A 26,597-nucleotide genomic window follows, 5' to 3' on the forward strand; every position below is an offset into this window, starting at 1 on the left:
CCCGGGTCTCAGGCCGTCCAGAAGGCGGCGTCGCTCTTCTGGCGCGATGTCCGGCCCGCAAGCCGGTTCCAGGCCATGGACAGCGCCCTGTTGATCGCCCGGGTGCGCTCGCGGTGGGCGCGCTCCCTGTAGAGGTGATAGTCCGGCAGCGGATCGAGCGGGCTGATGGCCGAGTGCGGGGTGTGACGGTCGGGGGTGTACATGGCTGTCTCCTTCAAGCGGGCGTTTGGGGTATCGGAGAGAGTTGTATTGTTTTTCTTAATAATGATAATCCTCCATTCAACGGCAACACTCCGGACTACCAGTCATGAATAGAACAGCAGCCTCCGACGAGATCGGCATCTTCGTTCGCGTGGTCGAGCGTGGCGGGTTCGCCGCCGCCGCCGAGGAATCCGGATTGACGCCGTCGGGCGTCTCCAAGGCGGTGACGCGGCTCGAGGACCGGCTGGGCGTCAAGCTTCTGCAGCGCACGACGCGGCGGCTGATGATGACGGCGGAGGGGGAAATGCTGCTCGCGCGCGGCCGCGAGATTCTCGCCGCCATCGAGGCGACCGAGGCCGAAGTGATGGCCGCGCGCGGCAAGCCGAAGGGATCGATCCGGGTCAGCATGGGCACGGCCTATGCCAAGCACAGGCTGGCGCCGGTGCTGCCGAAATTCAGGGAACTCTATCCCGAGATCGACCTCAACATTTCGGTGGCCGACCGGCGCGTCGACGTAATCGGCGAACAGCTGGACGTGGCGATCCGCACCGGTGCGCTCGCCGATTCCAGCCTGATCGCCCGGCAGCTCGGCCAGGCCAGGCGCGTGATCGCCGCGAGCCCCGCCTACCTCACCAGGCATGGCGAGCCAAAAAAGGCCTCCGATCTTGCCGATCACACCTGCCTGCTGATCACCGGTTTTGCGCGGCTGTCGGAATGGCCGCTGAAGGTCGACGGCAAGGTGACGCCGGTTTCGGTCAAGCCGGCGGTGTTGTGCGACAATGCCGATATCCTGGCGGAAATGGCGTTGGCGGGGCTCGGCATCGTCCGGCTTGCGAGCTTCGTCATCGAGGACGCCATCGCCGACGGCCGGCTGAAGCCGCTCTTGGTCGATTGCCATGTCTCGGAACCGGTGCCGATCACCGCGCTGATGCCGCCGGGACGCCAGCACATGCCGCGGGTGCGGGCCTTCATCGATTTCCTGCTCGAGCATGCGCCGGAGCCGACGGGGCAGCAGAGCTAGCGATTCCCCACACAGTATTGCTACGTATCCGAAAACGGTGCGAGCGAAGTTGGTTCAATGCATCTCAAATTTCCGGCAAATTTGGACGGAGTGAGAGCATTCACACCTCAGATCCCATCACCCTGAACAAAATAATATTTCAGTTCATGCAAATTCAATTATTCTCGCCTGCCTTCTTTTCGACTATACCAAAAAACGCCCTAATAGCATCCATCAATCGATTCATAATTGTAATTGTTAATGATGTACTGTAACCAATCACAAAAGGCAAAAGCAAAAGAATTGATTGCTTAACAACCCCCAACGCGTCAGCTTTTTCTTCTAAATCGCTCAACGGGCCACCGCGATAAATTCCGCGAACAAAACTAAGATACTCATAAAATCCAAAGGGTAGTGTCAATATCAAGGCAAAAAGTGATCCAAGCACAATTCGAATTTGTATAATCTTCGTATTACTCAAATCGAATGTAACTTCATCGGATACACTTATTACGCCAAACCCGATGAATGCCAATGAACCCAAGGCACCGAGCGACATAAGCCACACGATGTAAAGAGGCAAAGTACTAGATCCAATACCACTTAGTCCTAGAAACCCGATATCTTGAGCAATAACCGACCACATCAAAGCTCCAGCGGCCAGCAACACTAAAACAATGGCAATCTTCGCAAACCAATTCGGAATCTGAGTTCCTAAAAATCTGCGTCTAAGTGGCTCAGACAGCAAAGAAAATAGCAACTTAGACTTTTTTTCAACAGCGTCCCACTCTTCCGTCGTGGGCTTTCGCCCGTTGGAGTCGAACTGGATTTGATTCAGTTGACCAAGCGAAAATCCATCCGGAAGCTCAATGGCTTCATGATTTAAGAAAGAATGTAGCTCTCGCAGTTTATAGAGACTACGACAAAATTGTGCGTTTGAGATCCCATTTTCATTTGTAACGCTGTCTTTCGCGGTCACGCTTGTATTAACATGAGAAGCTCGACTGCCATCAGGTGCGATTGTCAGAACAGCCTCCTGTTGTTTGATTAAGTATCGACTTATTAAAAACTAACTGCTCACACAGATTCTTAAGTTGGGCTTTAATACACTCAAATTACACCGCGTGCAAATTCGCGACCAGCGAAAACCCGGTTGTCACGCCCCGGATACTATCACTTTCCACATTCTGAATGTCCAGAGCATTTCGCGCCCTAATCCCGACCTTCTTTGTTCCGAACGGCAGCTTACGATGGCACAGCATCATGGCGCACGCTTCGTCTGCGACCGGTCGCTTCTGAATGTCGAACCGCATCAATCTAGATAACGACCTAGCTTTGCAGTCGAAAGCAGCTAATGCCCATTAAGGTTTCTGAACGAAACCCGGACAAAAAAGGGATGGCAATCTAAGCTGTTGAAAATCTGGTCGGAGTGAGAGGATTCGAACCTCCGACCCCGTCGTCCCGAACGACGTGCGCTACCAGGCTGCGCTACACTCCGTGACCAGCGGGTGGCTTATAGACCGGCATAATCGCCGCCACAAGCCCCCTCTTGCGGAAATCCCCGGTGAGAGCCGGTGAATTTCAAGCGCGCGGCGCCTGCCCTACCCGCGCTTGCCCGGATCCGGCTCGTTTTCACCTTCCGGCGGCGGTGTCCGTGCGGTTGCGGCCTCGTCTTCAAGCGGACCATCGGCCTGGCCGGACAGGAAGAAACCCCAGCCGACATAGGCGGAAAGCGCCAGGAAAAGCAGCATCCATCCGGTGGAGCCGGCAAAGAACTCGATCCCGGTCCAGACCACGACAAGCCCGAAGATAATGATCCGCCGCACCAGCGGCCGGTAGAAGGGATGACCGAAGTCAACCAGGGCCCATCTCATGGCTTCATCCTTCCTGGACGTGGTGTTGTGGCGTGCGGCGGATGACGCTGCACCGGGCCTGCCTGCCCTGACGCAGGCGTTCGCCGGACAAGAGACCCGATCCCCGCGGCGCGGTCAACATCCGGCGCAGCAACCTCAAATTATTTTATATTTGCGATCTTATATATAAGCGACTATATAGGTCGCAACACGGCACCGGCCGATTGATCTCGCGCAATGACAGCCCGTCATTGCCCGCCCATGGTTGTACGGTGCCCGCACAGACCCTTTGAAACGAGGCAAACCATGAAAATGCTCAGCTTTGCGCTTCTTCTCTCCGTCTCCGCCACCGTTGCGCAGGCCGAGACAATAACGCTGTCGCCCACCCAGATCACCGAATGGAAAGCCGTCCAGGCCCGGGTCGAATCGCGCGACATAGTGCCGGCACGGGCGCGGATCGGCGGCGTGATCCAGGAACTGACGATCAGCGAGGGCGACCTGGTGAAGGCCGGCCAGCAGCTCGGCCTGGTCAAGGACGACAAGATCGCCTTCCAGATCGCGGCACTCGATGCCCAGCTCGCGGCATTCGCCGCCCAGCTCGAAACCGCGGAAGCGGAATTCAAGCGCGGCGAGACGCTGGTCAGCCAGGGCGTGGTCACACGGCAGCGGCTGGCGCAGCTGTCGACCGATGTCGAGGTGACGCGCAACCAGATCGCCGCAACGCAAGCCCAACGCGCGGTGCTGACCCAGCAGGAAACCGAAGGCGCGGTGGTTGCGCCCGCCGATGGCCGGGTGCTGACCGTGCCCGCCAGCCGCGGATCGGTGATCATGCCGGGCGAACCGGTGGCGACCATCGGCTCCGGCGGCTTTTTCCTCCGCCTTGCGGTGCCGGAGCGGTTTGCAGGCGAACTCGAGGCCGGCGCGGAAATCCGTCTTGCCACCGGCGGCGCGGAAGCCGCCGGACGGCTCGCCAAGGTCTATCCGCAGATCGACAATGGCCGGGTGATCGCCGATGTCGAGGTCGACAAGCTCGACACGGCCTTCGTCAACGCCCGCGTTCTGGTCGAAGTGCCGATCGGTACCCGCACCGCGCTGCTGGCGCCCATGGACGCGGTGGTCAACCGCCACGGCGTCGACTTCATGACTGTCGAGGGCCATGATGGAGCGGCAGTGGAACGTACCGTGATCCTCGGCGCAGTCCAGGACGGGGAAAACTCCGGACTGGTTGAAGTGATCAGCGGCGTTGCGGCCGGCGACAAGGTGGTGCGGCCATGAAAACCACGAATTCCGGATTGGGGATCGCGGGCCAGCTGACGCGTGGCTTCATCGTCTCCCCCCTCACCCCTTTGTTCCTGCTCGCGGCCTTCGCCTTCGGCATCGTGGCGCTGCTGACGCTACCGCGCGAAGAAGAGCCGCAGATCTCGGTTCCGATGGTCGACATCATGCTCGGCGCACCGGGCCTGAAGGCCGATGATGCGGTCAAGCTGGTCACCGAGCCGCTCGAGACCATCGTCAAGAGCATCGACGGGGTCGAGCATGTCTACTCGCAGACGTCGGACAACAAGGTGCTGGTCACGGCCCGCTTCATCGTCGGCACGCAGACCGATTCGGCGATATTGCGGGTGCACGACAAGGTGCGCGCCAATCTCGACCGGATCCCGGTCGGCATTCCCGAACCGATGATCGTCGGGCGCGGCATCGACGATGTCGCCATCGTCTCTCTGACCCTGACGCCGTCCGAAGAAGCCGGCGACGCAGTTTCGGCCAACGACCTGACGCGGGTGGCCCGCGAACTCAGGACCGAGCTTTCGAAGATCGACAATGTCGGGCTGACCTACCTGGTCGGTGACACCGACGAGATCATCCGCATTGCGCCCGATCCGAGGCGGCTGGCACTCAACGGCGTGACGCTGCAGCAGCTTGCCGGCAAGGTCAGTGGCGCCAACCGGGCCTTCCCGGCGGGCGAAGTCACCGTCAACGGCAAGTCTGCCGAACTGATGGTCGGGGAAACGCTCTACGCTCCGGCCGAGATCGGCAACCTGCTGATCACCACGCGTGACGGGCGGCCGGTCTATGTGCGTGATCTGGCCGACATCTCGTTCGCCACTGACAGCACGGCCCGGATCGTTGCGACGGTGACGCGTTCCGAGAACGGGGCGGAAAACGGCATTGACCGCAAGCCCGCCGTCACATTGGCAATCGCCAAGCGAGCCGGCGCCAATGCGGTGCTGGTGGCCGAGCAGATCCTCGAACGCACCGAAGCGCTCGAAGGCTCGCTGATCCCGCATTCGATGTCGGTGGAAGTCACCCGCGACTACGGCGAGACGGCCAACGAGAAAGCCAACGAGCTGCTCTACCATCTGGGTCTCGCCACGGTGTCGATCATCGTGCTGGTGTGGCTGGCGATCGGCTGGCGCGAGGCGCTGGTGGTGGCAATCGTCATTCCGGTGACCATCCTCTTGACGCTGTTTGCCTCGCGGGTGATGGGCTACACCCTCAACCGCGTGTCGCTGTTCGCGCTGATCTTCTCGATCGGGATCCTTGTCGATGACGCCATCGTGGTGATCGAGAACATCGCCCGGCACTGGGGCATGGGCGATGGCCGCGAGCGCAAGCAGGCGGCGATCGAAGCGGTTGCCGAAGTCGGAAACCCGACGATTGTCGCGACGCTGACCGTGGTCGCAGCATTGCTGCCGATGTTGTTCGTGTCCGGCATGATGGGCCCCTACATGAGCCCGATCCCGGCCAACGCCTCGGCGGCGATGGTGTTCTCGTTCTTCGTCGCCGTCATGGTCACGCCATGGCTTATGCTGAAGATCGCCGGCCGCGCGCCGATGCATCATGGCCATGGCCATGGCGAAGGCGCAGAGGGCGGCGGCGTGCTGGGCCGGATCTATCGCGCCGTGGCGCGGCCGATCCTTTCCAGCAAGACCAGCTCCTGGATCTTCCTGCTGGTCGTCGGTGCGATGACGCTCGGCTCGCTGTCGCTGTTCTACACCAAGGACGTGACGGTGAAGCTGTTGCCGTTCGACAACAAGTCTGAACTCTCCGTGGTCATCGACATGCCCGAAGGCACCTCGGTGGAAGCCACCGATGCCGTCGCGCAAGCGGTGGCACGGGAAGTGCTCAAGCTCGAGGAAGTCAAGTCGGTCCAGACCCATGCAGGGACTGCGGCTCCGTTCAACTTCAACGGGCTGGTGCGGCACTCCTTCCTGCGCTCGGAAACGCAGATGGGCGATGTGGCGCTGAACCTGACCGCCAAGACCGAACGGGATCGCTCGAGCCACGATATCGCGCTCGACATCCGCTCGCGCATCGCCGCCATTCCGCTGCCCGTGGGTGCCAGTCTGAAGGTGGTCGAACCGCCGCCGGGCCCTCCGGTGATGGCAACGCTGCTGGCCGAGGTCTACGGACCCGACGCCGAAACCCGCCGTGCCGTTGCGGCCCGGGTGGAAGAGGCTTTCCGCTCCGCCAACTTCATTGTCGACATCGACAATTCCTGGGGACAGCCGGCCGAACGGGTGCGGGTGAAGATCTCGACCGATGACCTGGAGTTCTTCAAGGTCCAGGAACAGGACGTGTTCGACACGATCGGCATCCTCAACACCGGCCAGACCGTGGGCTACTCGCATCGGGGCGGCGGCCGCACGCCGATCGCCATAAGGCTCGAACGCCCGCGCTCGGAACGCATGGTCGACGAGGCGTTTCTCACCACGCCGATCCCGGCCAACGTTCTGCCGGGCGACCGGTCGATCGTCGAACTGGGCGATGTGGTCGACGTCTCCGCAGAACGCTCGTCGTTCCCGGTGTTCCGACACAATGGCCGGGCGGCCGAAATGGTGATGGCCGAAATGGCCGGCGCCTACGAAGCCCCGCTCTATGGCATGATCGCGGTCCAGGAAGCGCTCGACGCGATGGACTGGACCGGGCTTGAAAAGCCGGTGATCGCGCTGCACGGCCAGCCCGCCGACGAGCAGGCATCGACGGTGCTGTGGGACGGCGAATGGGAAGTCACCTGGGTGACCTTCCGCGACATGGGTGCAGCCTTCGGCGTCGCCCTGCTCGGGATCTACATCCTGGTGGTCGCCCAGTTCGGCTCGTTCAAGGCGCCGCTGGTCATTCTCACGCCGGTGCCGCTGACCTTCATCGGCATCCTCATCGGCCACTGGCTGTTCGGCGCGCCGTTCTCGGCCACCTCGATGATCGGCTTCATCGCGCTTGCCGGCATCATCGTGCGCAACTCGATCCTGCTGGTGGACTTCATCCGGCATGCCCATGTTCCGGGCACGCCGCTGACCCCGGTGTTGATCGAGGCCGGCGCGATCCGCTTCAAGCCGATCATCCTGACCGCGCTCGCGGCGATGATCGGGGCGGCGGTGATCCTGACCGACCCGATCTTCCAGGGGCTGGCGATCTCGCTCTTGTTCGGGCTCGCCTCGTCAACGGCACTGACCGTGCTGGTGATCCCGGCGATCTACCGGGTGCTCAGGACCTGAGCCGGACGGCCAACACTCTTGTCTGAACCTGCTTCCGCCCGTCACTTCGACGGGCGGAATGCTTTCAGGATCTCGTCACGGGTCTCGATCCGCCCTGCCCCGATCAGATCGAGGCAGAACGGAATGGCCGGAAACACCGCCGTCAGGCAGGTGTCGATCGAGCCGGGCTTGCCCGGAAGATTGACGATCAACGTCTTGCCGCGCGTGCCCGCGGTCTGGCGCGACAGGATCGCCGTAGGCACCTGTTCAAGGCTGACCTTGCGCATCAGCTCGCCGAAGCCCGGCAGTTCCTTCTCCATCACCTGCTTCATGGCTTCGGGCGTCAGGTCACGCGGGCTGGGACCGGTGCCGCCGGTAGTCAGCACCATGTCGACGCGTTCCTCGTCGCACAGGCGGATCAGCGTGTCGCACACACTTTCAAGCCCGTCGGGAATGACATGCACCACGATCTCTGCGGGAGACGACATCACCCGTTCGAGCCACGCCTTGACCGCCGGGCCACCCAGATCCTCATACTCGCCGCGGCTGGCGCGGTCGGACACGGTGAGTACGGCAATGCGAACGGTCATGGGGTAGCTCCCGGCAGGAATCATAAAAACGGTGATCTGCGCAACAATCATTACTTGGGGCGAAATGGCAACATTCCAACCCTCCCGCTGGCTCATCAGGTTGCAAATCAACCAACAGCCGCACCCAGTACGCGATTTAGTCTATTCTAAATTTTGCATGACTCCCTTATCCATTCATTAGAATATTAATGAAAACCTTAATCACAAGCCCAGTTTCGATACTTCTACATCGAGAATGAAGCAAACACCGAATATTCAAGTAAACAAAGACACACCTTCAGGAATTCATTGCCCCTTCAATTGCCAGGGGATTTTCCGCTTCGCGCCGTAAGGACATCACAATGGCTCTATATTTTGGTTTGAACAACGACTGCACCAGCATCATGGAAGCGTTGTCACGAGCACAGGCGATCATTCAATTTGACCTTACCGGCAAGATCCTGACCGCGAACGAGAATTTCTGCGAGGCACTCGGATACGAACTCAAGGAAATCGTCGGCAAGCACCACAGCATGTTCGTCGATCCGGCCGAAGTCACCAGCCCCGAGTACAAGGAATTCTGGCGCGAGTTGGCATCTGGCAAGTTCGAACGCCGTCAATACAAACGGCTTGGAAAAAACGGACGCGAAATCTGGATCGAAGCCTCCTACAATCCTGTTTTCCGGGGCGGCAAACCGGTCAAGGTCGTCAAATTTGCCACCGATATAACTGCGAGCAAGCACAAGGCCATCGAGGATGCAGCCAAACTGTCGGCGATTTCACGCTCCCAAGCTGTCATCGAGTTCACCCCCGATGGCACAGTTCTCACCGCGAACGAAAATTTCTGCACAGCACTCGGCTACGAGCTTTCCGAAATCACCGGCAAGCATCACCGGATATTCTGCGATCCTGCATACACGGCGAGTCCCGAATACACGACATTCTGGCGGAACCTTGCCGAAGGCCAGTTCTCGTCCAACGAATTCATGCGCATCAGCAAAACCGGCGAGCAGATCTGGATCCAGGCCGCCTACAATCCGATCACGAATGACAAGGGTGAAGTGGTCAAGGTGGTCAAGTTCGCCACCGACGTGACCGCCAGAATGACCGCTATCGCGCTTCTCGCGGATTCGTTGCGGGCACTGGCGAGCGGTGATCTCACTCGCACGCTCAATTCGCCGTTCGTGCCCACGATGGAAAAGATCCGCAAGGACTTCAACGACGTGCTCGCAGAGTTGCGCGTAACCATGGGCGAGGTTGAAGCCAATGCGCGCAGCATTTCATCGGGGTCGGCCGAAATCCGGTCAGCCACCGACGACATGGCGAAGCGGACCGAACGCCAGGCCGCCTCGGTGGAGGAGACGGCCGCCGCGCTCGAGGAGATCACCACCAATGTCGGCGAGGCAACCAGGAACGCTGCCGAATCAGCCACCCTTGTCGCCGAGACTCGTACCGACGTGGAACGCTCCGGTCAGATCGTGACCGAAGCCGTAACGGCGATGAGTGTGATCGAGGCATCTTCGCAGGAAATGTCCAAGATTATCGGCGTCATCGACGAGATTGCCTTCCAGACCAACCTGCTGGCGCTCAATGCCGGCATCGAGGCTGCCCGTGCAGGCGAGGCGGGAAAAGGTTTCGCCGTGGTGGCGCAGGAGGTCCGGGAACTGGCGCAGCGCTCGGCAAGTGCCGCAAAAGACATCAAGCAGCTGATCACATCGTCGAGCGAGCAGGTCAAGTTCGGCGTCTCGCTGGTCGACAAGGCCGGTCAGTCGCTGGGTGAAATCATTGAGAAGATCAAGGGGATCGACCTGAACATTCAGGCCATCGCGGGCAGCGTCAGGGAGCAGTCGGTGGGCCTCAAGGAGATCAGCGACTCCGTTACGGTGATCGACCAGGGCACCCAGCAGAACGCCGCGATGGTGGAGCAAACAACCGCATCAAGCCATGGCCTTGCCAACGAAGCCGAAGCACTGTTTGAACTTGTAAGCCGGTTCAAGCTCGGTGCAGTGTCGCCGCGACAGGCCAGCATGCCCGCCCGCCGGTTGGCAACGCAGGCTCCACGCACCGCCGCCTCGCCGCAGCACCAACTTGCGGCCAGGGTGAGCGCCGGTTTTGGTGGCGCCGCAGCTGCAAAACAGGCGGAAAACTGGACCGAATTCTGAAACCAGCCTGTCCGCAGGCGATGCGGACCTGAGCGAGGCCGATCGGCAGCGGTTAATGGCCGTCTCTGCGTCCGTCAGCCGCGTGCTTGGGCCCTGATCATGTCGGCCGCCTTCTCGGCGATCATCACGGTGGGGGCATTGGTGTTGCCGCCGATCAGGGTCGGCATCACCGAGGCGTCGACGACGCGCAGGCCCTCGATCCCGTGAACCCTGAGCTCGGGATCGGTCACCGCCATTCCATCCTTGCCCATCCTGCAGGTGCCGACGGGATGATAGATCGTGTCGGCGCGGGCGCGGATGTGGGTCATCAGCTCCTCGTCATCCATGCCCTCGCGGGTATAGACTTCCTTGAGCCGGTATTTGCGCAGGGACGGCGCATCCATGATGGTGCGGGTCAGCTTCGCGCCCTTGAGCAGCAGCGCCGCGTCACGCTCGTCGGAGAGATATTTCGGATCTATCCGGGGTGCGCGCATCGGGTCGGGGCCATCAAGCCCGACCTCGCCGCGGGAATGCGGCCTGAGGACGCAGACATGGCAGGAATAGCCGTAGCCCCAATGCAGCTTGCGGGAATGGTCATCCACCAGCGCTGGGACGAAGTGCAATTGCAGATCGGGGCGGTCCAGCCCGGGATCGGACTTGAGGAAAGCGCCGCCCTCGGCGCCGGGTGAGGCCACGAGGCCCGATCCATCGCGTCGCCAGTCGAGGATGTGGCGGACAAGCTTGTAGGCGCCGACAGCGCCGAGCCCCAGCACATCGGTGTCGCGGGTCTTGGCCGTGTAGACGTAGTCGAGATGATCCTGCAGGTTCTGGCCGACGCCTGGGAGATCCCTGAGCACGTCGATGCCGCGCGAACGCAGATGTTCGCCCGGTCCGATGCCCGAGAGCATCAGAAGCTGCGGCGAGTTGAAAGCACCGCCACAGAGGATGACTTCCGACCGGGCGCGCACCTCAAGCTCGGCCTGGCCCTTGCGATAGACGACGCCGTTGGCGCGATGGCCGTCGATGATCACCCGTGTGGCATGCGCGCCGGTGACGACTTCCAGGTTGGGCCGGTTCATCACCGGGTGAAGATAGGCGGCGGCGACCGAGCAGCGCTCGCCCTGCCTGCCGTCCTTCCAGAACTGGGTCACCTGGTAGAGGCCAGCGCCTTCCTGCTCCGGTCCGTTGAAATCGTCATTGCGGCGGATCTGCACTTCCGCCGCGGCGTCGACGAAGGCGCGGCTGATCTTCCGCGGGCTCTGCTGTTCGCCAACCTGCAAGGCCCCGGAAGCGCCATGCAGCTCATCGTCGCCGCGGATGTTGCTTTCGGACCGGCGGAACAGCGGCAACACATCCGACCAGCTCCAGCCGTCGCACCCGGCGCTGGCCCAGCCGTCGTAATCGGAGGGATGGCCGCGAACATAGAGCATGGCGTTGATGGCGCTGGAGCCGCCCAGCGCCCGGCCACGGGGCTGATAGCCGCGCCGCCCGCCAAGCCCCGGTTGCGGAACCGTCTCGAATGCCCAGTTGTTGATTTTCGGCCGTCCGGGAAGCATGGCGACGATGCCGAGCGGCGCGCGCACCAGAATGCCCTTGCCGTCGCCTCCCGCTTCAAGCAGGCAAACCCTGACCTTCGGGTCCTCGCTCAGACGCGCGGCAAGCACCGAACCGGCGGACCCGCCGCCAACGATGACGTAGTCGAACTCCATGAAAGCCTCCTCCCAAAGACCGCCCTGGAGGCGAGCCTAGATCAGAAGCAGACGGTTTCAAACAGAAATTGACGCGAGAGACGCAAACGTAAGGGCGACAGTCTTTGGAACAGACCCGACCGCCTCACCGTTGCGCATCCGACGGAATGCGCGAAGGGCGCTGCAACCCGTCGGATGGCTGCATTTACGTTGTCGCCCAGGTGCATCCACCTGAACGCCGCATGGATCAGAAACCGGCGCGCTCGGACAACCGGGTCAGATCGGGAACCGTCACATGGCGGTTGTTGACGATGCGGATGACATCTTCCTTGCGCAGCTTGGTCAATTGCCGGCTGACGGTTTCCATGGTGAGACCGAGGAAATCGGCTATATCGGTACGGCTCATAGGCAGGTCGTAGGTCACCGAGTCGCTTTCATTGTCCGGATAGGCATGAGTGGCGATGAGCAGGAGAAAGCTTGCAACCTTCTCTCCGGCGGTTTTCCGGCCCAGCGTGAGCATCCAGTCGCGGGCTTCGTCGAGTTCGGTCAGCGTCTGCTCCAGCAGCTTGTGCTCGAGCTCCGGCATTTCACGGATCATGCGCTCGATGGCGGCCTTGGGAAAGGAACAGACCTTGACCTCGGTGGCGGCTTCCGCGCTGACGCCGTTCTCCTGGCGGAACGGGCGGCCGAGAAAATCCGGGGCGAACTGCAGGCCAACGATCTGCTGGCGACCGTCGGACATCATCTTCGACAGCTTCACCACACCCGAAATGATGTTGGCATAGCTCTTGGTCTGCAGGCTCTCGCCCACCAGCTCCGTTCCCGGCTCGACCGTGCGCCGGGTTGAGTGCTGGCTCAGCTGCACGAGCTGATCGTTCGTCAAGGCTCCGCAGACACCGCGATGGCGGCTTTCGCAGGCCTGGCAAAGCACAGGAATGCTCGAATTGTGAACGTCTTTGCGTTGAATATCCATTGGATCCCTCGATCACGTCCATACTACTTCACCGCGCAGTGCTTCAAAGGATACATGATGTCGCAGACCTTGAACACCGTTGGTCTTATGCATCTTTTTGCACAGATGTATGACGCGGACCGAAGGGCCGAGGCCTTGAACCCGGTCGGCTTGACGAGAATCAAGGACAACGGGGGCTGGCAGGTTATCATCGCCGGATGCTAGCTGATTCACCGTCGACCAAGGGCACGATCTTCGACATTTCAGAGCTGACCAAGATCTACCGGACAGGGGAGGTCGAGGTCCGCGCGCTCAATGGTGTCGACCTGACACTGGAGGCCGGCGAAATGGCGGTGTTGCTCGGCCCATCGGGCAGCGGCAAATCCACCCTGCTCAACATTGTCGGCGGCCTCGACCGGCCGACATCGGGCTCGGTGAAGTTCAAGGGCGAGGAACTGGCCGGTGCCAGCGACCGGGACCTGACCGCCTATCGCCGGGACCATGTCGGGTTCGTGTTCCAGTTCTACAACCTGATTCCCAGCCTGACGGCCTGGGAGAATGTCGCGCTGATCACCGAAGTGGCGTCCGATCCGATGACGCCCTCGGAGGCGCTGGCGCTGGTTGGCCTCGAAGGCCGCATGAACCACTTCCCGGCCCAGCTGTCGGGCGGCGAGCAACAGCGCGTGGCGATTGCCCGGGCGATCGCAAAGCGGCCGGAAGTGCTGCTTTGCGACGAGCCGACGGGCGCGCTTGATTCGGCCACCGGCATCATCGTGCTCGAGGCACTGGCGCGGGTGAACGAGGAAACCGGCGCTACCACCGCCATCATCACCCACAATGCCGGCATCCGGAAGATCGCCCACCGGGTCTACTCCTTCCTCGATGGCCAGATCGCCTCCTGCGAGCTCAACGAACAGCGGATCAAGCCTTCGGAGGTGAGCTGGTGAAGGCGCTGAGCATGCTTGACCGCAAGCTGGTCCGCGATCTCGCCCGGCTGTGGGCACAATCGCTGGCGATCGCGCTGGTGATGGCCTGCGGTGTCATGACCCTGATCCTGGCGCTCGGCGCCACGCGGGCGCTGGAAGACACCCGCGCCGCCTTCTACGACCGGACCCGGTTCGGCGATGTCTTCGCCTCGGCCACGCGGGCGCCGGAAAGCGTCAAGGCGGCGATCGCGGCCATCGACGGGGTTTCGGCGGTGCAGACGCGGATCGTCAACGCGGTCATCATCGACATTCCAGGCATGGCGGAACCGGCGACGGGCATGGTGATCTCGATCCCCGATCACGGCGAAGCGGCCGTCAACCGCCTCTACCTGCGGTCGGGGCGTTTTCCCGAACCGGGCCGCGACAACGAGGCGACCATCATCGAAGCCTTTGCAGACGCGCATGGCTTCCAGCCAGGCGACACTTTCGACGTGCTGATCAACGGGCGCAAGCGGCATCTGGCGATTACCGGGATCACCCTGTCTCCCGAATATGTCTATGCGATCGGTCCGGGCGACATGGTGCCGGACCAGAAGCGCTTCGGCGTGATCCACATGCACAGATCGGTGCTCGAGGGCGCCTATGACATGAAAGGCGCGTTCAACGATGTCTCGCTGACACTCTCGCACAATGCCGACAAGGAAGAGGTGATCGCGCGGCTCGACACCATCCTCAAGCCGCATGGCGGCACCGGCGCCTATGACCGGACCGACCATATGTCCGACGCGTTCCTCGATTCCGAACTGACCCAGCTCAGGGCGATGGCACAGGTGATCCCGCCGATCTTCCTGTTCATCGCCGCGTTTCTGGTCAACATGATCCTGTCGAGGCTGATTGCGCTGGAGCGCGAGCAGATCGGCCTCTTGAAAGCTGTCGGCTACTCCAACACCGCGATTGCCTGGCACTATGCCAAGCTGACGCTGGCAATATCCGTTGTCGGGGTGGCGATCGGCGGGATTGCCGGGACGCGGCTGGGGCACGGCATGGCGTCGATGTATGGCGAGTTCTACTCATTCCCTTTCCTGGTGTTCTCCCAGGAACCCGATCTCTACGTCATCTCGACGCTGGTCACCTTCGCCGCCGCTCTGATCGGCGCCGCCAACGCCATCATGGGCGCGGTGCGGTTGCCGCCGGCGGTGGCCATGCGGCCGCCGGCGCCGACCAGGTACCGAAGCCTTTTCGGCGGCTCTGCCGGCGGCTTTCGCCTGCCGTTTTCGCAATTGACTGTGATGGCGCTCCGGCATCTGGTGCGCTGGCCGCTGCGAACCGCTCTGACGACGCTTGGCACCGCCTTGCCGGTGGCGCTGCTGATCACCTCGCTGTTTGCCTTCGATTCGATCGACCACATGATCGACACCATGTGGTTCCGGGCCGACCGACAGGACGCGACGCTGACCTTCGCTGTGGACCGGTCGGAGGACGCGGTCCGCGATGTCGCCCGGCTGCCCGGCGTGCTGGCGGCGGAGCCGTTCCGCGCGGAAGCCGCGACACTGAGGAACGGGCACCGCTCGCGCAATGTCCAGATCATCGGCTCCGACCCAAAGACCGATATCAGCCGGGTGCTTGACGAGGAATTTGCTCCGATCACCCTGCCGCCGGCCGGCATTCTGCTTTCGGAACGGCTTGCCACCCATCTCGGCCTGACGACCGGTGACCAGGTCGAGGTCGAACTCAACGACGGACAGGGGCGCAAGGTGATGGTGCCGTTGGTGGGCGTGACCAACAGCTATGTCGGGCTGACGGCCAACATGAGCCGGCAAGCGCTCGACCGGCTGTCCGGTGAGGGCAGCCGGATATCGGGCGCACGGGTGATCGTGGATGACAACCGGATCCTGGATCTTTACGACGAGGTCAAGCAGACCCCGGCGATCGCCTCGGTGGCGCTGCAGCGGATCTCGCTGAAGCGGTTCCGGGCGGTGATCGAGGAAAATATCGGCATCAGCATCACGATCTACGTCTCGCTGGCCGTCATCATCACTTTCGGGGTGATCTACAATTCGGCCCGGATCCAGCTGTCCGAGCGTGCCCGCGAACTCGCGAGCCTCAGGGTCTTCGGCTTCACCAACCGGGAAGTCTCGAGTGTGCTTTTGACCGAGCTCGGCGTGATGGTGATCCTGGCGCAACCGCTCGGCTGGCTGATCGGCCGCACCTTCTCGGTTCTTGTCGCCAAGGGGTTCGAAAGCGACCTGTTCCGGATACCGCTCATCATCAACCCGCCGACCTACGCCATGTCCAGCCTGATCGTGCTTGCTGGAGCCCTGGTGTCGGCCCTGATCGTTCGCCGTCGCATCGACCGGCTCGATCTCATCCGCGTCTTGAAAACAAGGGACTGAAACCATGGCCTCTGTTGTTGCCCGAAGCCTCGCAGGACTGGCGGTCGCCGCAGCGATCGGCGGGGCGCTGTATGTCGCCTTCAGCGAAAAACCGATCCTTGTCGACCTGGCCACGGTCGAAACCGGGCCGCTGCAGGTGATTGTCGCCGAAGACGGGATCACCCGCATCCGCAATGTCTATGCGGTCTCCTCGCCGATCGCCGGCCATCTCGACCGGGTCGAATACTCGGTCGGCGATCCGATCGCCAAGGGGGAAAGCATCACTTCGATCCATCCGCTCGATCCGCCGTTTCTCGACACAAGGACGCGGACCGAGCTGATGGCGGCGATCGACGCGGCGCGGTCAAGCATAGCCGTGGCGGAAGTGGAACTGGCGCGTGCCCGCACCTCGCGCACGCTTGCCCGCGCCAGCCAGGAAAGGGCACAGAAACTGGCGGAGACGAACATCGTGTCCGAAAGCGAACTCGAGCGGCTGGTCGGCGAAGTCGAGCTTGCCGACGCCCAGGTGCGCTCCGCCGAGGCGATGATCGCGCTGAGGCGTGCCGAACTGGCGAGCGCCCAGGCCAGGCTGACCCAGCCCGGGCAGACGCCGATTGACGCCGCCAGCGGCCAGTGCTGCGTCAACATCGTCTCGCCGATTGACGGGATCATCCTCTCGCTCAACGCCAAGAGCGAGCAGGCGGCGACCGTCGGTCAGCTGATCGCCGAGATCGGCGACCCTTCCGATCTCGAAATCACGGTGGACGTGCTGTCTGCCGACGCGGTCAAGATCCGCCCCGGCAGCCAGGTGTTGGTTACCGACTGGGGCGGTCCGGAGGCGCTTGAGGCGCAAGTCGAGCGCATCGAACCATCCGGCTTCACCAAGGTGTCGGCGCTGGGCATCGCGGAGCAACGGGTCAATGCCATCATCGCGCTGAAGGACCCGCCGCCGGCCGATCTCGGACACGGTTTCCGGGTGATCGCCAACCTGATCATCTGGTCGGGTGAAGAGATCCTGCAGGTGCCGGTGAGTTCGCTCTACCGCGACGGCGGGGACTGGGCGGTGTTCAGGATGGAGGATGGACGGGCACGGGTCACACCGGTCGAGATCGGACACATGACCGACCGCAGCGCCGAGATCCTTTCGGGCCTCAGCGACGGCGACCAGGTGCTGCTCTATCCCGGCGACGCGCTGGAAGACGGCAGCCTGATCGTCGACCGCGCGACAGCGAACTAGAGCATTTCCGGCGATAACGAGATCACCTGAAAAGCCCCAGCTCATCGCTACACGCACTTTGAACGCGAAACAGCTTCCCGTTATCGCCGGAATTGTTATGAGCGGCTCAGGCCGGAGCCGCCAGCCTTCTGAGCTTGGCGATGGCCGTCTCGGGGCTCTCGCCATAGGCGATGGTGCCCTTGAAGACACCGTTCCGGTCGATGAGAAACACGGATGCCGTATGATCCATGGTGTAATCGCCGTCATCGGTGGGGACCTTGGCCGCATAGACATGCCAGGCGGCGACAACTTTGGCGACTTCGTCAGGATCGCCGGTGATCCCGACAACCCGGTCGGTGAAGGCTTCCGAGTAACCCTTCATGATCTCGGGCGTGTCGCGTTCCGGGTCAACCGAGATGAAGAAGGCCTGGAGGTCCCTGCCCTCCTCGCCAAGCGCATCGAGCCAGCCCGCCATCTCGTACAGGGTGGTCGGGCAGACCTCGGGGCAGCGGGTGAAGCCGAAATAGAGCAGCGTCGGCTTGCCCGCGAATGCGGCCTGGGTGATCGGCGCGCCGTTGTGGTCGACAAGCGAGAAGCCGGTTCCGAGCTTCATGCTTGCCGTCAATGACTGGTCGGTGCCCTGGACCACATATTGCCAACCCAGGAATCCCACCACAAGCAGGAACAGGGCGGCAATCGCCGCCCAGATCCCGGTTTTCAGGCCCGGACGCCGGTTGCCGGAGTCCGGTTGAATGGCTGGACCATCCTGCATGGCTTCAGCCGCCCTGCTTCATCTTGCCATGTTCCATCTTGCCATGGTCCATCTTGCCGGTTCCATCCATCTTCATCTGGCCCTGCATCGCCTTGATGTCCTGCACCTGGAACTCGAGGTCGATGCTGCCGGCCTTCTCGAAGGTGAGCTTGACGTTGCGGGTTTCGCCGTCCTTGAACTGGCTGTCGATGCCGATGAACATGACGTGGTAGCCGCCGGGCTTGAGCACGACTTCGCCGCCCGCCGGGATTTCCAGGCCGTCGGCGAGCTGACGCATCTTCATGACCTCGCCATCCATGGCCATCTCATGGATTTCGACGCGATCGGCGAAGGCCGCCTCGCCCGAGATCAGCCGGTCGGCTTCCGCACCGGAGTTGCGAATGGTCATGTAGCCGCCGGAGACCGGGGCGTTGGGCGGCGTTGCCCGGGCATAGGGATGCTCGATCTCGAGCGAACCGAGCTTGTAGTCGTGCGCCCACACCAGGCTGGAGGAGAGGCCGAGAACGGCTGCGGAGAGAAGAATGGCAATGCGTTTCATGGTTTTTGCTTTCTGCTTGAACGCCCGCAATGGGCGCGGGATTGATTTGAAGGCAGTGCCGCTTCGAAAAGCGGTTGCTGCATGCGGGAGATGAAGGGATGACGCAGGTGCGGACCATGGCAGTCGGCTGGCAAGCGTCAGGAACAAGCTCTTGTTCCGCGTCAGACGCGGGACCGGGCTATCGGTGAGGCCAGATCAGGCCGTGACGCGAGGGGGGCCGCGCGGCGAAGCGTTTGCGCGCAGGAAAGGCCGCGTGAACCGTACGTCCTGGGGGACCGCCAGTTCCGCAGCCGCACTCAGGCGGATGACCACATAGCCGTCAAAGGGGGACGGCAGATCAACCGAGGAGACAATGCGGCAGGCTTCGCAATGATTGGCAAGGGAATGGTGTGCGCCGTTTTCCTCACCGGTCAGACAGAGATCGGGAAGGGTTCCGTCAGGCAGAACAAATTCGGCGATGTCGACGCCGGGATAGCCTGATGCTGCAGAGGACGAGACGAGCGGCTTGTGGGCAAAGGCGACAAGCAGCAATGACAGCGCGCAAAGCATGCGCACCAGTCCCGTTCTGCTTACAATCCGCCGTGTAGCGATCATATCCCGATACTGCCTTGGCCCGATAACCGAACTCTTCGAGGATTATATGGTTGGTGCGTCGACGACAAGGCCTTGCATCACATCTGCGTCAACATGCGCGAAAAGCCGCCGGGTTCGGGGGAACTCGGCGGCTGTGCGGATGACCTACTCGGCCGGGATGGCCGATGGCGGCGTCATTGGTCGATTGCCGAGCATCTTGCCATTGAGCCGGAAATAGACGGCGATGGTCTTCATCTGGAGGTAGACCAGCGGTGCATAGAGCACGAACCAGGCGATCGAATACTTGTCGAGCACCCCGACCGGGATGAGGCCGGCATTGATGACGAAATTGCCGAACACGAACAGCGCAACGCCGGGGCAGATCAGCGCGTAGGCGCCGGGGGAGCGGCCCTCGCCCGAGATGAAGTGCTCGAAATAGCCGAAGCGCTTCATCACCATGTAGCCCAGCAGGCCGAACACCAGCTGGATCGAGAACAGGATGGTGAGCAGGGAGAATGCCGATCCAGCGGAAAACTCGACGCCGAAATTGTGTTCAAGCCCCTTGTTGAGCCGGTAGACGGCAATGCCGACCACGGTGATGAAGGGGATGATGATCCACAATGTCGGCGTGGTCTCGCGTTCGGCCGAATGTTCCATCATGGCGCGGAACCCCATGACCAGGAAAATCGCACCGAGCAGGACGGCCGCGACGAGGAAAAAGACCGAGCCCATGAAGGCGATCGCGGAGGTCAGCTTGACATGGCTCATGGCCGCTGCCGCGGAGAAGCCGACGCCAGTCATCGCCAGCGAGAACGCAGCGAGCAACTGGCCGAAGGAATTGTTGCGCGAACAATCAAACCCGCCCTCGGTCAGGACCCGGGTGAAAAAGCCGCCGAAGAACTTCAGCGCGAAAAAGCCCGTCACGCCGAAGGCAACCAGCGCCGCCGGAAACAGATATTCGGCGATCTCCCAAAGCCCGGGAACGAACACCGCGCCGACAATGAAACCGACATTGATCGACATGGCGAAAGCCAGCGGTATGGCCGTGAGCTGGCTCTGATTGTTGGATTTGAGGAAGGCCTGGTAACCCGCAGTGCCTTTCCAGGCAAAATACTCCCGCACATTCCAGATCAGGATTCGCACGTGCAGATAGGTAAAGACCGCGATTGCCAGAACAGCGGCGGCGATCAACGCCTGCATTTCCATGCTGCCGGTCGCAAATGCGGCCTGCAGGGTGGTGAACGAGGGAATCGGCTGGCCCTGGTGAGGGGTCATCCACATCAGGTACATGAAAAACGAAACCGCAAGGCCACCTGCCCCGAGGCTCGAGAGAAAATAGATGGGCGTGTAGGGCGCCCCTTCGGCGCGAGCATAACGCATGGCGGTACCTTTCTTCTCAACATCAACGATCGTTTATATTTAATATAAACGATTGTTGATGTAAAGGCCCGAACTCGTTTGCGTTGTCCGTGTTCCATCACATCGATCCACCGTCCGTCCGGCGGCCACAATGTCGAGCATGACGCACGGATACCGGCCGCGCCGGGCACGCCAGCACAGACCGGAAGCGGTTCCCAGTTTCGCTGGAATTGCCTTAGTGGATGCCGTTGGCGCGCTGCAGCTCGCGCACATACAGGACGACCTTGTCGAGTTCCGGGTCGGTGATTCCCTCGACCGGCGGCATGTTGCCGAACGGCCAGTGATGCGCGCGCACGCCGTTCCTGGCGGCGAGATGGAACGACATGTCGCCATGATGGCCGGGTTCGTAGATCTTGTGGATCAGCGGCGGGGCGATTCCGTCCTGTCCGGCGGCGTTGCGGCCGTGGCAGGACGCGCAGGAGCGGTTGAACAGGGCCTCGCCCTCGCGGGCCGCCGGTGACAGATCGGGCACCGCCACACTCGCCAGGGCCGCGCCTGTCGGAACCGTTTCGGGCGATCCGAGACTGCGGTAAACGAAGACTGCGGCGCCGAGCAGCAACACCGCCATCAGCATTTTTCGCATGGTCATACCCGGCCTGCCCCGGCGATCTCGTCGATGATCGGGCAGTCGGGCCGGTCGTCGCCGTGGCAGTGCTCGGCGAGCGTCTTGAGGGTGGCGCGCAGCGACTTGAGTTCGCCCAGCTTGCGGTCGATCTCGCGGATCTTGTCGAGCGCCAGCGCCTTGACGTCGGAACTGGCGCGCTCCTTGTCCTCGTAGAGCGAGAGAAGCGAGCGGCACTCATCGATGGTGAAGCCGAGGCTTCGCGAGCGCTGGATGAATGCCAGGCGATGAACGTCCTTGCCACCGTAGTCGCGATAGCCATTGGCAGCACGGTCAGGCTTGATCAGGCCAATATCCTCATAATAGCGGATGGTCTTGACCGGAAGGCCGGTCGCCCCGGATGCCTCGCCGATGTTCATCTTCTGCCTCCCTGATTTGTGCGCGTCTTTCGTCCGGACCTTTCATAAGGCTTCCACCGGCTGGAAGGTCAAGCGTCGAGCTTGACCGTGCGCAGCCGCAGCGCATTCGAGATCACCGACACCGAAGACAGGCTCATCGCCGCCGCCGCGATCATCGGCGACAGCAGGGTTCCGGTGAGCGGATAAAGCAGGCCCGCGGCAATGGGCACGCCGAGACTGTTGTAGGCAAAGGCGAAGAACAGGTTCTGCTTGATGTTGCTGAGCGTGGCTTCGGACAGTTTGCGGGCCCGGACGATGCCGCCCAGATCGCCCTTGAGAAGCGTGATGCCGGCGCTTTCGACGGCGACGTCTGCTCCGGTTCCCATGGCGATGCCGACTTCGGCTGCCGCCAGCGCCGGCGCATCGTTGACGCCGTCTCCGGCCATGGCCACCTTGTGACCGGCCTTGTGCAGTTCATCGACCAGCGCCTTCTTGTCTTCAGGCAGGACGCCGGCGCGCACCTCGTCGATGCCGAGCTGACCGGCGACCGCGCGGGCCGTGGTCTCGTTGTCTCCAGTCGCCATGATGATCTTGAGGCCGGCATCGTGCAGCGCCCTGATGGCGTCGCGCGTGGTCGGCTTGATCGGATCGGCAACGGCGACGAGACCCGCAAGCCTGCCATCGATGGCGACATACATGGCGGTCTTGCCGTCCGAGCGCAGGGCGTCGGCCTGCTCGCCGGCGGCCTCGCAGTCGACACCGGCAAACTGCATCATCGCGGCATTTCCGAGCGCCAGGTCGCGCTCGCCCGAACGCCCCGAGACGCCCTTGCCGGTGACCGCTTCAAATCCCGAGACCGGCACCGCCGCAATACCGCGTCCGGCAATCCCCTCGACGATGGCTTCGGCCAGCGGATGTTCCGATCCGGATTCGAGACCCCGGACCATTGCCAGCATCTCGTCTTCCGCGACATCGCCGAGTGCGATGACGTCCGTCAGGGTCGGCTTGCCTTCGGTGAGCGTGCCGGTCTTGTCGACCACCAGCACGTCGACCTTGGCCATCCGCTCCAGCGCCTCTGCATCCTTGATCAAAACCCCGGCCTGGGCGCCGCGCCCGGTCGCCGTCATGATCGACATCGGCGTCGCCAGTCCCAGGGCACAGGGACAGGCGATGATCAGCACCGACACGGCCGAAACGATGGCGAAGACGAAGGCCGGATCGGGGCCGATCAGCATCCAGATAGCGAATGCCAGCACGGCAACAATGACAACCGCCGGGACGAACCAGGAGGCAACGCGGTCGGCAAGCCCCTGGATGGGCGCACGGGAGCGCTGGGCCGACGACACCATGGCGACGATGCGCGCCAGCATGGTCTCGTCGCCGATCTTCTCGGCTTGAATGACCAGAGAACCGTTGCGGTTGAGCGTGCCGCCGGTGACCCGGTCCCCCTCGGCCTTCTCGACGGCGAGCGGTTCGCCCGTGAGCATGCTCTCGTCGACGGAGCTGTGGCCCTCGACAACAATGGAATCGACCGGAATGGCCTCTCCCGGCCGCACCCTCATGCGGTCTCCGGCGACGATGTTTTCAAGCGGCGCGTCATATTCGTCGCCATCCGGGGTGACGCGGCGGGCAGTTTTCGGCGCCAGGTCGAGAAGCGCCCTTATGGCGTCTCCGGTGCGTTCGCGGGCTCTGAGTTCCAGCACCTGGCCGACAAAGACCAGCGCGATGATGACCACCGCCGCCTCGAAGTAGACCGGCATGTGTCCGCCGGGCATCTGCAGGCCCGCAGGGAAAAGGCCCGGAAGGAAGGTGGCGATGGTCGAATAGGCATAGGCAGCGCCGACGCCGATCATGATCAGCGTCCACATGTTGAGGTTCCAGGTCCTGATCGAGGTCCAGCCGCGATGGAAGAACGGCCGCGCGGCCCACAGAACCACCGGCGTCGCCAACAGGAACTCCAGATAGAGTGCGATGGTCTCCCCCAGCCACTGGCGCACCGGCAGACCGAGCATCGGGGCCATGGTGAGGATCAGCAGCGGGATGGCGGCGCCGGCCGAGACCCAGAGGCGCCGGGTGAAATCGACCAGTTCATGGTTCGGGCCGTCGGCCACGCCATCCATCGGCTCGAGCGCCATGCCGCAGATCGGGCAGGTGCCCGGCCCTTCCTGCACGATCTCGGGATCCATCGGGCAGGTGTACATCGCCGTTTTCGGCGCCGCCTTCTTCTTTTTGGCCTTGTTGCCGGAGAGGTAGAAATAGGGATCGCGGCCGAACTTGTCATGGCAACCGGTCGAGCAGAAGTGAAAGTCGGCCCCCTTGTAGCTCAGCGTGGGCTTGCCCTTGTCGAGCGCGACATCCATGCCGCAGACCGGGTCCTTGACCTTGCCGTCGACCGGCACGGTGGCCGATTTGAAAAGCGCGTCGGTGTCCACCCCTTTTTCGTGGTCGTGATGATGTACGTGATCTGAATGCTGCATTGTGCCAATCCTTTCAGAGTTGACACGACCGTAATCCTTCCAGTCAATGGAAGGTCAAGCGGCAATTTCCGCCTTCCGGCGCGGCGTCGGCAGCCGCCGGGATGGCGGCTTCGACGCTGCATGATTTTGGGAAAAGACCGCCCGGCGTCAGGGCTTGCGGGTCAGCACATAGGTCTTTCGGACCTGCTCGTGGATGGTCCATTCGCCTTCCCAGCCGAGCGGCAGAACGAGGACATCCCCGGGACCGATCCTGCGCTCGTCGCCGCCCTCCTTGCCGACAACCGTGGCCGAGCCCGAGAGGATGTGGCAGATTTCCGAGGACTTGGTCCGGTCGGCGGAAAAGCGGCCGGGCGTGCATTCCCAGACACCCACCTGGCTCACGCCGTCATCAGACGCCCAGAGCTGCTTCGCCGCCTCCACCTGACCATCGGTGAAGGTTGTCGGTTTGGGCGCGAAGGCGCCCAGATCGAGGTTCGAAAGGTCGCCGAAGCTCTTGAGATCAATCATCGTCATTCCCTGAAAGTGTCATGTCGTTTTAAAATGCGCATCAACCGTGCCGCGGCCACCGCAACTGGAATCCGGATCCGGGCGGTCGTCCGCGAGGAATATTCCAAGACCTTGTTTTGAAATAAATTTCCCTTGCAACCGGGGTAGGATACCCTGAGAGAGCAGTCAAGAATGAAGTCGGGCGGGCGGATCGGTCCGGATTGGTGCATGCCCCGAACCGATGTAACATCACGGCCGACATGCAAGAGGAATTAAACTTGAGCAACACGATTGCCGGACTGATCCTGGCGGGCGGCCTGTCGCGGCGGATGGGCGGCGAGAAGCCGCTGAAGCCTCTTGCCGGCCAGCCGATGATCAAGCGGGTGATCAACCGGATTGCACCGCAGGTCGAACGGCTGGCGATCAATACCAACTCCGATCCGGCACCCTATCTTGAGTACGGGCTGCCGGTGCTGCCCGACACGATCGGCGGCCATCTCGGCCCGCTGGCAGGTGTGCTGACCGGGATGGAATGGGCGGCGGGACTGCCGGGCGTGACCCATCTCGTGAGCGTGGCGACCGACACGCCGTTCCTGCCGCGCGATCTGGTCAGCCGGTTCAGCGCACTATCGGGCCCTGAACGGATCGTTCTGGCACGTTCGAACGGCAACCGGCATCCGGTGGTGGGGCTGTGGCCGGTGGCGTTGCGCTGCGACCTGGCCGAGTGGCTTGCGTCCAGTGAGACAATGAAGGTGCAGGTCTGGGCCGCCCGGCACGAGTTGGTCTTCTGTGATTTCGAACCGGAGCACGATGGCGCGCCGGACCCGTTCTTCAACGCCAACACACCTGAGGAACTGGCCGAGGCGGAGGCCTTTCTCGGCAGGTTCGATTGATAGCGGGAAGCGACGCTTGGTGCGGAGCGCGGATACCGGATCGGTGGCTGGAACGTGAGGTGGCTGGGGTACCTGGATTCGAACCAGGGATGGCGATACCAAAAACCGCTGCCTTACCGCTTGGCTATACCCCAACGCTTCCCCGGGCATGCGGATCGTCCGCCCGGCGCAAACCGGTAACTCCCGGAAGCATCGGGGGGATAGCAAATGACGCGTCCGATCACAAGCGCGGAAACCGCCCGGGACCGAGGATTATCCACGATGAAAAAACCCGCGCGACTGCTCTGCCGCACGGGTTTCGTATTTTCGGTCCCCGGGCCTCAAGCGGCCCGGCGGTCTGTTTCGGCGGTTAGCGGCGGAACAGGTTGGCGATCTGCCAGCCGGCGGGAACCACGGCTGCGGCGAGTGCCGCCTTGATCACGTCGGTAGCGATGAACGGGCCGACACCCCACGCAAGAGCCTCTTCCGGGCCGAACGCAATGGCGATCCATGCGGCGCCGAGCAGCAGGATGATGGCGGTGCCGGCCAGGTTGACGGCAAACAGCTTGAAGGCGTTGCGGTCAAGTCCGCGGTCCGCGGCCCAGCCGGTCAGTCCGGCGGCGGCGACGAAGCCCGCGAGGTAGCCGGTGGTCGGGCCGGCGAAATAGGCCAGGCCGCCGCCATTGGTGAACACCGGCAGGCCGGCGGCACCCTCGACGAGGTAGGCGGCCAGCGTTGCCAGCGCCAGCTTGCGGCCAAAAGCTGCGGCAATGACGAAGATCGCCAGCGTCTGCAGCGTCGCAGGCACCGGCCAGAAGGGAACCGTGATCTTGCCGGCGACCGCAATCAGCAGGCTGCCGAAGAGGACGAGCGCGCCATAGGTGGCGTAACGTGCGGCAACACCTTCGGGAGCAAGGGTTTGTGCGAACGAACGGGCGGGAACAGTGGCCATGGATCTATCTCCGGAAATTTCGAAAGAGCGCGCCAATGCGACGGCTCATTGCAAGCGGTATATTGACTTAGCCGCCCGACAGCAAGACAGTCCGGCCCAAATCCAGGGCCATCCACAATGGACCGCCCGTCCCGGCAGAGAGGCCGGATACAGCC

At 62.4% G+C, this 26,597-nt stretch carries 23 protein-coding genes and 2 tRNA genes; 8 read left to right on the forward strand and 17 right to left on the reverse strand.

All coding sequences use genetic code 11. The features are described 5' to 3' along the window. Positions 1 to 8: 8 nt before the first annotated feature. Positions 9 to 203 carry a hypothetical protein gene (locus tag O4H62_RS05045; RefSeq protein ID WP_269386027.1) on the reverse strand — a complete coding sequence of 65 codons (195 nt, stop codon included), beginning with the start codon at positions 201 to 203 and terminating at the stop codon, positions 9 to 11. Between the two features lie 104 nt (positions 204 to 307). Here O4H62_RS05045 and O4H62_RS05050 point away from each other — a divergent pair, with 104 nt between their 5' ends. Beyond that, positions 308 to 1,222 (forward strand): LysR family transcriptional regulator, encoded by a 915-nt coding sequence (locus tag O4H62_RS05050; RefSeq protein ID WP_269386028.1) that lies wholly within the window; start codon positions 308 to 310, stop codon positions 1,220 to 1,222. A 154-nt stretch (positions 1,223 to 1,376) separates the two neighbouring features. Here O4H62_RS05050 and O4H62_RS05055 read toward each other — a convergent pair whose 3' ends face one another. The 3 genes from O4H62_RS05055 to O4H62_RS05065 all read right to left on the reverse strand — a co-directional run bounded on the left by O4H62_RS05055 (position 1,377) and on the right by O4H62_RS05065 (position 3,075). Beyond that, complete coding sequence (locus O4H62_RS05055; RefSeq protein ID WP_269386029.1) at positions 1,377 to 2,180, reverse strand: hypothetical protein; 804 nt, start codon at positions 2,178 to 2,180, stop codon at positions 1,377 to 1,379. Between the two features lie 442 nt (positions 2,181 to 2,622). Then, positions 2,623 to 2,699: transfer RNA gene (locus tag O4H62_RS05060), tRNA-Pro, on the reverse strand. Positions 2,700 to 2,802: 103 nt separating this feature from the next. Then, complete coding sequence (locus tag O4H62_RS05065) at positions 2,803 to 3,075, reverse strand: hypothetical protein (protein ID WP_269386030.1); 273 nt, start codon at positions 3,073 to 3,075, stop codon at positions 2,803 to 2,805. A gap of 285 nt (positions 3,076 to 3,360) precedes the next feature. On the opposite strand from O4H62_RS05065, the gene O4H62_RS05070 reads away from it, so the two are divergent. Further along, a complete protein-coding gene (locus O4H62_RS05070) occupies positions 3,361 to 4,329 on the forward strand; it encodes an efflux RND transporter periplasmic adaptor subunit (protein WP_269386031.1) in 969 nt (322 codons plus the stop codon). Next, positions 4,326 to 7,550 (forward strand): efflux RND transporter permease subunit, encoded by a 3,225-nt coding sequence (locus O4H62_RS05075; protein ID WP_269386032.1) that lies wholly within the window; start codon positions 4,326 to 4,328, stop codon positions 7,548 to 7,550. Before O4H62_RS05070 ends, O4H62_RS05075 begins: the two co-directional genes overlap by 4 nt. Before the next feature lie 41 nt (positions 7,551 to 7,591). Here the strand turns inward: O4H62_RS05075 and mog are convergent, their stop codons facing one another. Further along, on the reverse strand, positions 7,592 to 8,119 hold the full coding sequence (gene mog / locus O4H62_RS05080; protein ID WP_269386033.1) for a molybdopterin adenylyltransferase: 528 nt from the start codon (positions 8,117 to 8,119) through the stop codon (positions 7,592 to 7,594). A gap of 341 nt (positions 8,120 to 8,460) precedes the next feature. On the opposite strand from mog, the gene O4H62_RS05085 reads away from it, so the two are divergent. Continuing rightward, positions 8,461 to 10,260: a methyl-accepting chemotaxis protein gene (locus O4H62_RS05085; RefSeq protein WP_269386034.1), complete on the forward strand. Its 1,800-nt coding sequence runs from the start codon at positions 8,461 to 8,463 to the stop codon at positions 10,258 to 10,260. Positions 10,261 to 10,334: 74 nt separating this feature from the next. Here O4H62_RS05085 and O4H62_RS05090 read toward each other — a convergent pair whose 3' ends face one another. Continuing rightward, entirely contained in the window at positions 10,335 to 11,948 is a 1,614-nt protein-coding gene (locus O4H62_RS05090; RefSeq protein ID WP_269386035.1) for a GMC family oxidoreductase, read from the reverse strand. A gap of 226 nt (positions 11,949 to 12,174) precedes the next feature. Continuing rightward, positions 12,175 to 12,900 (reverse strand): Crp/Fnr family transcriptional regulator, encoded by a 726-nt coding sequence (locus O4H62_RS05095; RefSeq protein ID WP_269386036.1) that lies wholly within the window; start codon positions 12,898 to 12,900, stop codon positions 12,175 to 12,177. Positions 12,901 to 13,097: 197 nt separating this feature from the next. Here O4H62_RS05095 and O4H62_RS05100 point away from each other — a divergent pair, with 197 nt between their 5' ends. The 3 genes from O4H62_RS05100 to O4H62_RS05110 are packed head-to-tail and all read left to right on the forward strand — an operon-like array spanning position 13,098 to position 17,414. After that, on the forward strand, positions 13,098 to 13,826 hold the full coding sequence (locus O4H62_RS05100) for an ABC transporter ATP-binding protein (RefSeq protein ID WP_269386037.1): 729 nt from the start codon (positions 13,098 to 13,100) through the stop codon (positions 13,824 to 13,826). 11 nt (positions 13,827 to 13,837) lie between these two features. Beyond that, the gene (locus O4H62_RS05105; protein ID WP_269386038.1) at positions 13,838 to 16,198 is read left to right on the forward strand and encodes an ABC transporter permease; all 2,361 of its coding nucleotides are present in this window, start codon (positions 13,838 to 13,840) and stop codon (positions 16,196 to 16,198) included. Positions 16,199 to 16,202: 4 nt separating this feature from the next. After that, positions 16,203 to 17,414 carry an efflux RND transporter periplasmic adaptor subunit gene (locus O4H62_RS05110; protein WP_269386039.1) on the forward strand — a complete coding sequence of 404 codons (1,212 nt, stop codon included), beginning with the start codon at positions 16,203 to 16,205 and terminating at the stop codon, positions 17,412 to 17,414. Between the two features lie 106 nt (positions 17,415 to 17,520). On the opposite strand, the gene O4H62_RS05115 is transcribed toward O4H62_RS05110, so the two are convergent. From O4H62_RS05115 to O4H62_RS05150, 8 genes are all read right to left on the reverse strand, one after another. After that, positions 17,521 to 18,165 carry an SCO family protein gene (locus O4H62_RS05115; protein WP_269386040.1) on the reverse strand — a complete coding sequence of 215 codons (645 nt, stop codon included), beginning with the start codon at positions 18,163 to 18,165 and terminating at the stop codon, positions 17,521 to 17,523. 4 nt (positions 18,166 to 18,169) lie between these two features. Beyond that, the gene (locus O4H62_RS05120) at positions 18,170 to 18,703 is read right to left on the reverse strand and encodes a copper chaperone PCu(A)C (protein ID WP_269386041.1); all 534 of its coding nucleotides are present in this window, start codon (positions 18,701 to 18,703) and stop codon (positions 18,170 to 18,172) included. A 195-nt stretch (positions 18,704 to 18,898) separates the two neighbouring features. Further along, the gene (locus O4H62_RS05125; RefSeq protein ID WP_269386042.1) at positions 18,899 to 19,252 is read right to left on the reverse strand and encodes a hypothetical protein; all 354 of its coding nucleotides are present in this window, start codon (positions 19,250 to 19,252) and stop codon (positions 18,899 to 18,901) included. 189 nt (positions 19,253 to 19,441) lie between these two features. Further along, entirely contained in the window at positions 19,442 to 20,656 is a 1,215-nt protein-coding gene (locus tag O4H62_RS05130) for a TsoY family (seleno)protein (RefSeq protein ID WP_269386043.1), read from the reverse strand. 214 nt (positions 20,657 to 20,870) lie between these two features. Continuing rightward, complete coding sequence (locus O4H62_RS05135) at positions 20,871 to 21,284, reverse strand: c-type cytochrome (protein WP_269386044.1); 414 nt, start codon at positions 21,282 to 21,284, stop codon at positions 20,871 to 20,873. Then, the gene (gene cueR, locus O4H62_RS05140; protein ID WP_269386045.1) at positions 21,281 to 21,676 is read right to left on the reverse strand and encodes a Cu(I)-responsive transcriptional regulator; all 396 of its coding nucleotides are present in this window, start codon (positions 21,674 to 21,676) and stop codon (positions 21,281 to 21,283) included. Before cueR ends, O4H62_RS05135 begins: the two co-directional genes overlap by 4 nt. Positions 21,677 to 21,744: 68 nt before the next feature. Next, entirely contained in the window at positions 21,745 to 24,132 is a 2,388-nt protein-coding gene (locus O4H62_RS05145; protein ID WP_269386046.1) for a heavy metal translocating P-type ATPase, read from the reverse strand. A 147-nt stretch (positions 24,133 to 24,279) separates the two neighbouring features. Continuing rightward, positions 24,280 to 24,639: a cupin domain-containing protein gene (locus O4H62_RS05150; protein WP_269386047.1), complete on the reverse strand. Its 360-nt coding sequence runs from the start codon at positions 24,637 to 24,639 to the stop codon at positions 24,280 to 24,282. Positions 24,640 to 24,896: 257 nt separating this feature from the next. Between O4H62_RS05150 and mobA the strand changes: the two genes are divergently transcribed. Further along, positions 24,897 to 25,511 carry a molybdenum cofactor guanylyltransferase MobA gene (mobA, locus tag O4H62_RS05155; protein ID WP_269386048.1) on the forward strand — a complete coding sequence of 205 codons (615 nt, stop codon included), beginning with the start codon at positions 24,897 to 24,899 and terminating at the stop codon, positions 25,509 to 25,511. Positions 25,512 to 25,571: 60 nt separating this feature from the next. On the opposite strand, the gene O4H62_RS05160 is transcribed toward mobA, so the two are convergent. Further along, positions 25,572 to 25,645: transfer RNA gene (locus tag O4H62_RS05160), tRNA-Gln, on the reverse strand. 215 nt (positions 25,646 to 25,860) lie between these two features. Further along, the gene (locus O4H62_RS05165) at positions 25,861 to 26,442 is read right to left on the reverse strand and encodes a biotin transporter BioY (RefSeq protein WP_269386049.1); all 582 of its coding nucleotides are present in this window, start codon (positions 26,440 to 26,442) and stop codon (positions 25,861 to 25,863) included. Positions 26,443 to 26,597: the final 155 nt, after the last annotated feature.

The sequence above is a fragment of the Parahoeflea alexandrii genome (genome assembly GCF_027214025.1).
GTDB lineage: Bacteria > Pseudomonadota > Alphaproteobacteria > Rhizobiales > Rhizobiaceae > Hoeflea > Hoeflea alexandrii_A.

Excerpts from the sequence above, each read along its gene's own strand:
- O4H62_RS05045 (WP_269386027.1), bottom strand. The coding sequence starts at position 203 with ATGTACACCCCCGACCGTCACACCCCGCACTCGGCCATCAGCCCGCTC.
- O4H62_RS05050 (WP_269386028.1), top strand. The coding sequence starts at position 308 with ATGAATAGAACAGCAGCCTCCGACGAGATCGGCATCTTCGTTCGCGTG.
- O4H62_RS05065 (WP_269386030.1), bottom strand. The coding sequence starts at position 3,075 with ATGAGATGGGCCCTGGTTGACTTCGGTCATCCCTTCTACCGGCCGCTG.
- O4H62_RS05070 (WP_269386031.1), top strand. The coding sequence starts at position 3,361 with ATGAAAATGCTCAGCTTTGCGCTTCTTCTCTCCGTCTCCGCCACCGTT.
- O4H62_RS05075 (WP_269386032.1), top strand. The coding sequence starts at position 4,326 with ATGAAAACCACGAATTCCGGATTGGGGATCGCGGGCCAGCTGACGCGT.
- mog (WP_269386033.1), bottom strand. The coding sequence starts at position 8,119 with ATGACCGTTCGCATTGCCGTACTCACCGTGTCCGACCGCGCCAGCCGC.
- O4H62_RS05085 (WP_269386034.1), top strand. The coding sequence starts at position 8,461 with ATGGCTCTATATTTTGGTTTGAACAACGACTGCACCAGCATCATGGAA.
- O4H62_RS05090 (WP_269386035.1), bottom strand. The coding sequence starts at position 11,948 with ATGGAGTTCGACTACGTCATCGTTGGCGGCGGGTCCGCCGGTTCGGTG.
- O4H62_RS05095 (WP_269386036.1), bottom strand. The coding sequence starts at position 12,900 with ATGGATATTCAACGCAAAGACGTTCACAATTCGAGCATTCCTGTGCTT.
- O4H62_RS05100 (WP_269386037.1), top strand. The coding sequence starts at position 13,098 with ATGCTAGCTGATTCACCGTCGACCAAGGGCACGATCTTCGACATTTCA.
- O4H62_RS05105 (WP_269386038.1), top strand. The coding sequence starts at position 13,838 with ATGCTTGACCGCAAGCTGGTCCGCGATCTCGCCCGGCTGTGGGCACAA.
- O4H62_RS05110 (WP_269386039.1), top strand. The coding sequence starts at position 16,203 with ATGGCCTCTGTTGTTGCCCGAAGCCTCGCAGGACTGGCGGTCGCCGCA.
- O4H62_RS05115 (WP_269386040.1), bottom strand. The coding sequence starts at position 18,165 with ATGCAGGATGGTCCAGCCATTCAACCGGACTCCGGCAACCGGCGTCCG.
- O4H62_RS05120 (WP_269386041.1), bottom strand. The coding sequence starts at position 18,703 with ATGAAACGCATTGCCATTCTTCTCTCCGCAGCCGTTCTCGGCCTCTCC.
- O4H62_RS05125 (WP_269386042.1), bottom strand. The coding sequence starts at position 19,252 with ATGCTTTGCGCGCTGTCATTGCTGCTTGTCGCCTTTGCCCACAAGCCG.
- O4H62_RS05130 (WP_269386043.1), bottom strand. The coding sequence starts at position 20,656 with ATGCGTTATGCTCGCGCCGAAGGGGCGCCCTACACGCCCATCTATTTT.
- O4H62_RS05135 (WP_269386044.1), bottom strand. The coding sequence starts at position 21,284 with ATGACCATGCGAAAAATGCTGATGGCGGTGTTGCTGCTCGGCGCCGCA.
- cueR (WP_269386045.1), bottom strand. The coding sequence starts at position 21,676 with ATGAACATCGGCGAGGCATCCGGGGCGACCGGCCTTCCGGTCAAGACC.
- O4H62_RS05145 (WP_269386046.1), bottom strand. The coding sequence starts at position 24,132 with ATGCAGCATTCAGATCACGTACATCATCACGACCACGAAAAAGGGGTG.
- O4H62_RS05150 (WP_269386047.1), bottom strand. The coding sequence starts at position 24,639 with ATGATTGATCTCAAGAGCTTCGGCGACCTTTCGAACCTCGATCTGGGC.
- O4H62_RS05165 (WP_269386049.1), bottom strand. The coding sequence starts at position 26,442 with ATGGCCACTGTTCCCGCCCGTTCGTTCGCACAAACCCTTGCTCCCGAA.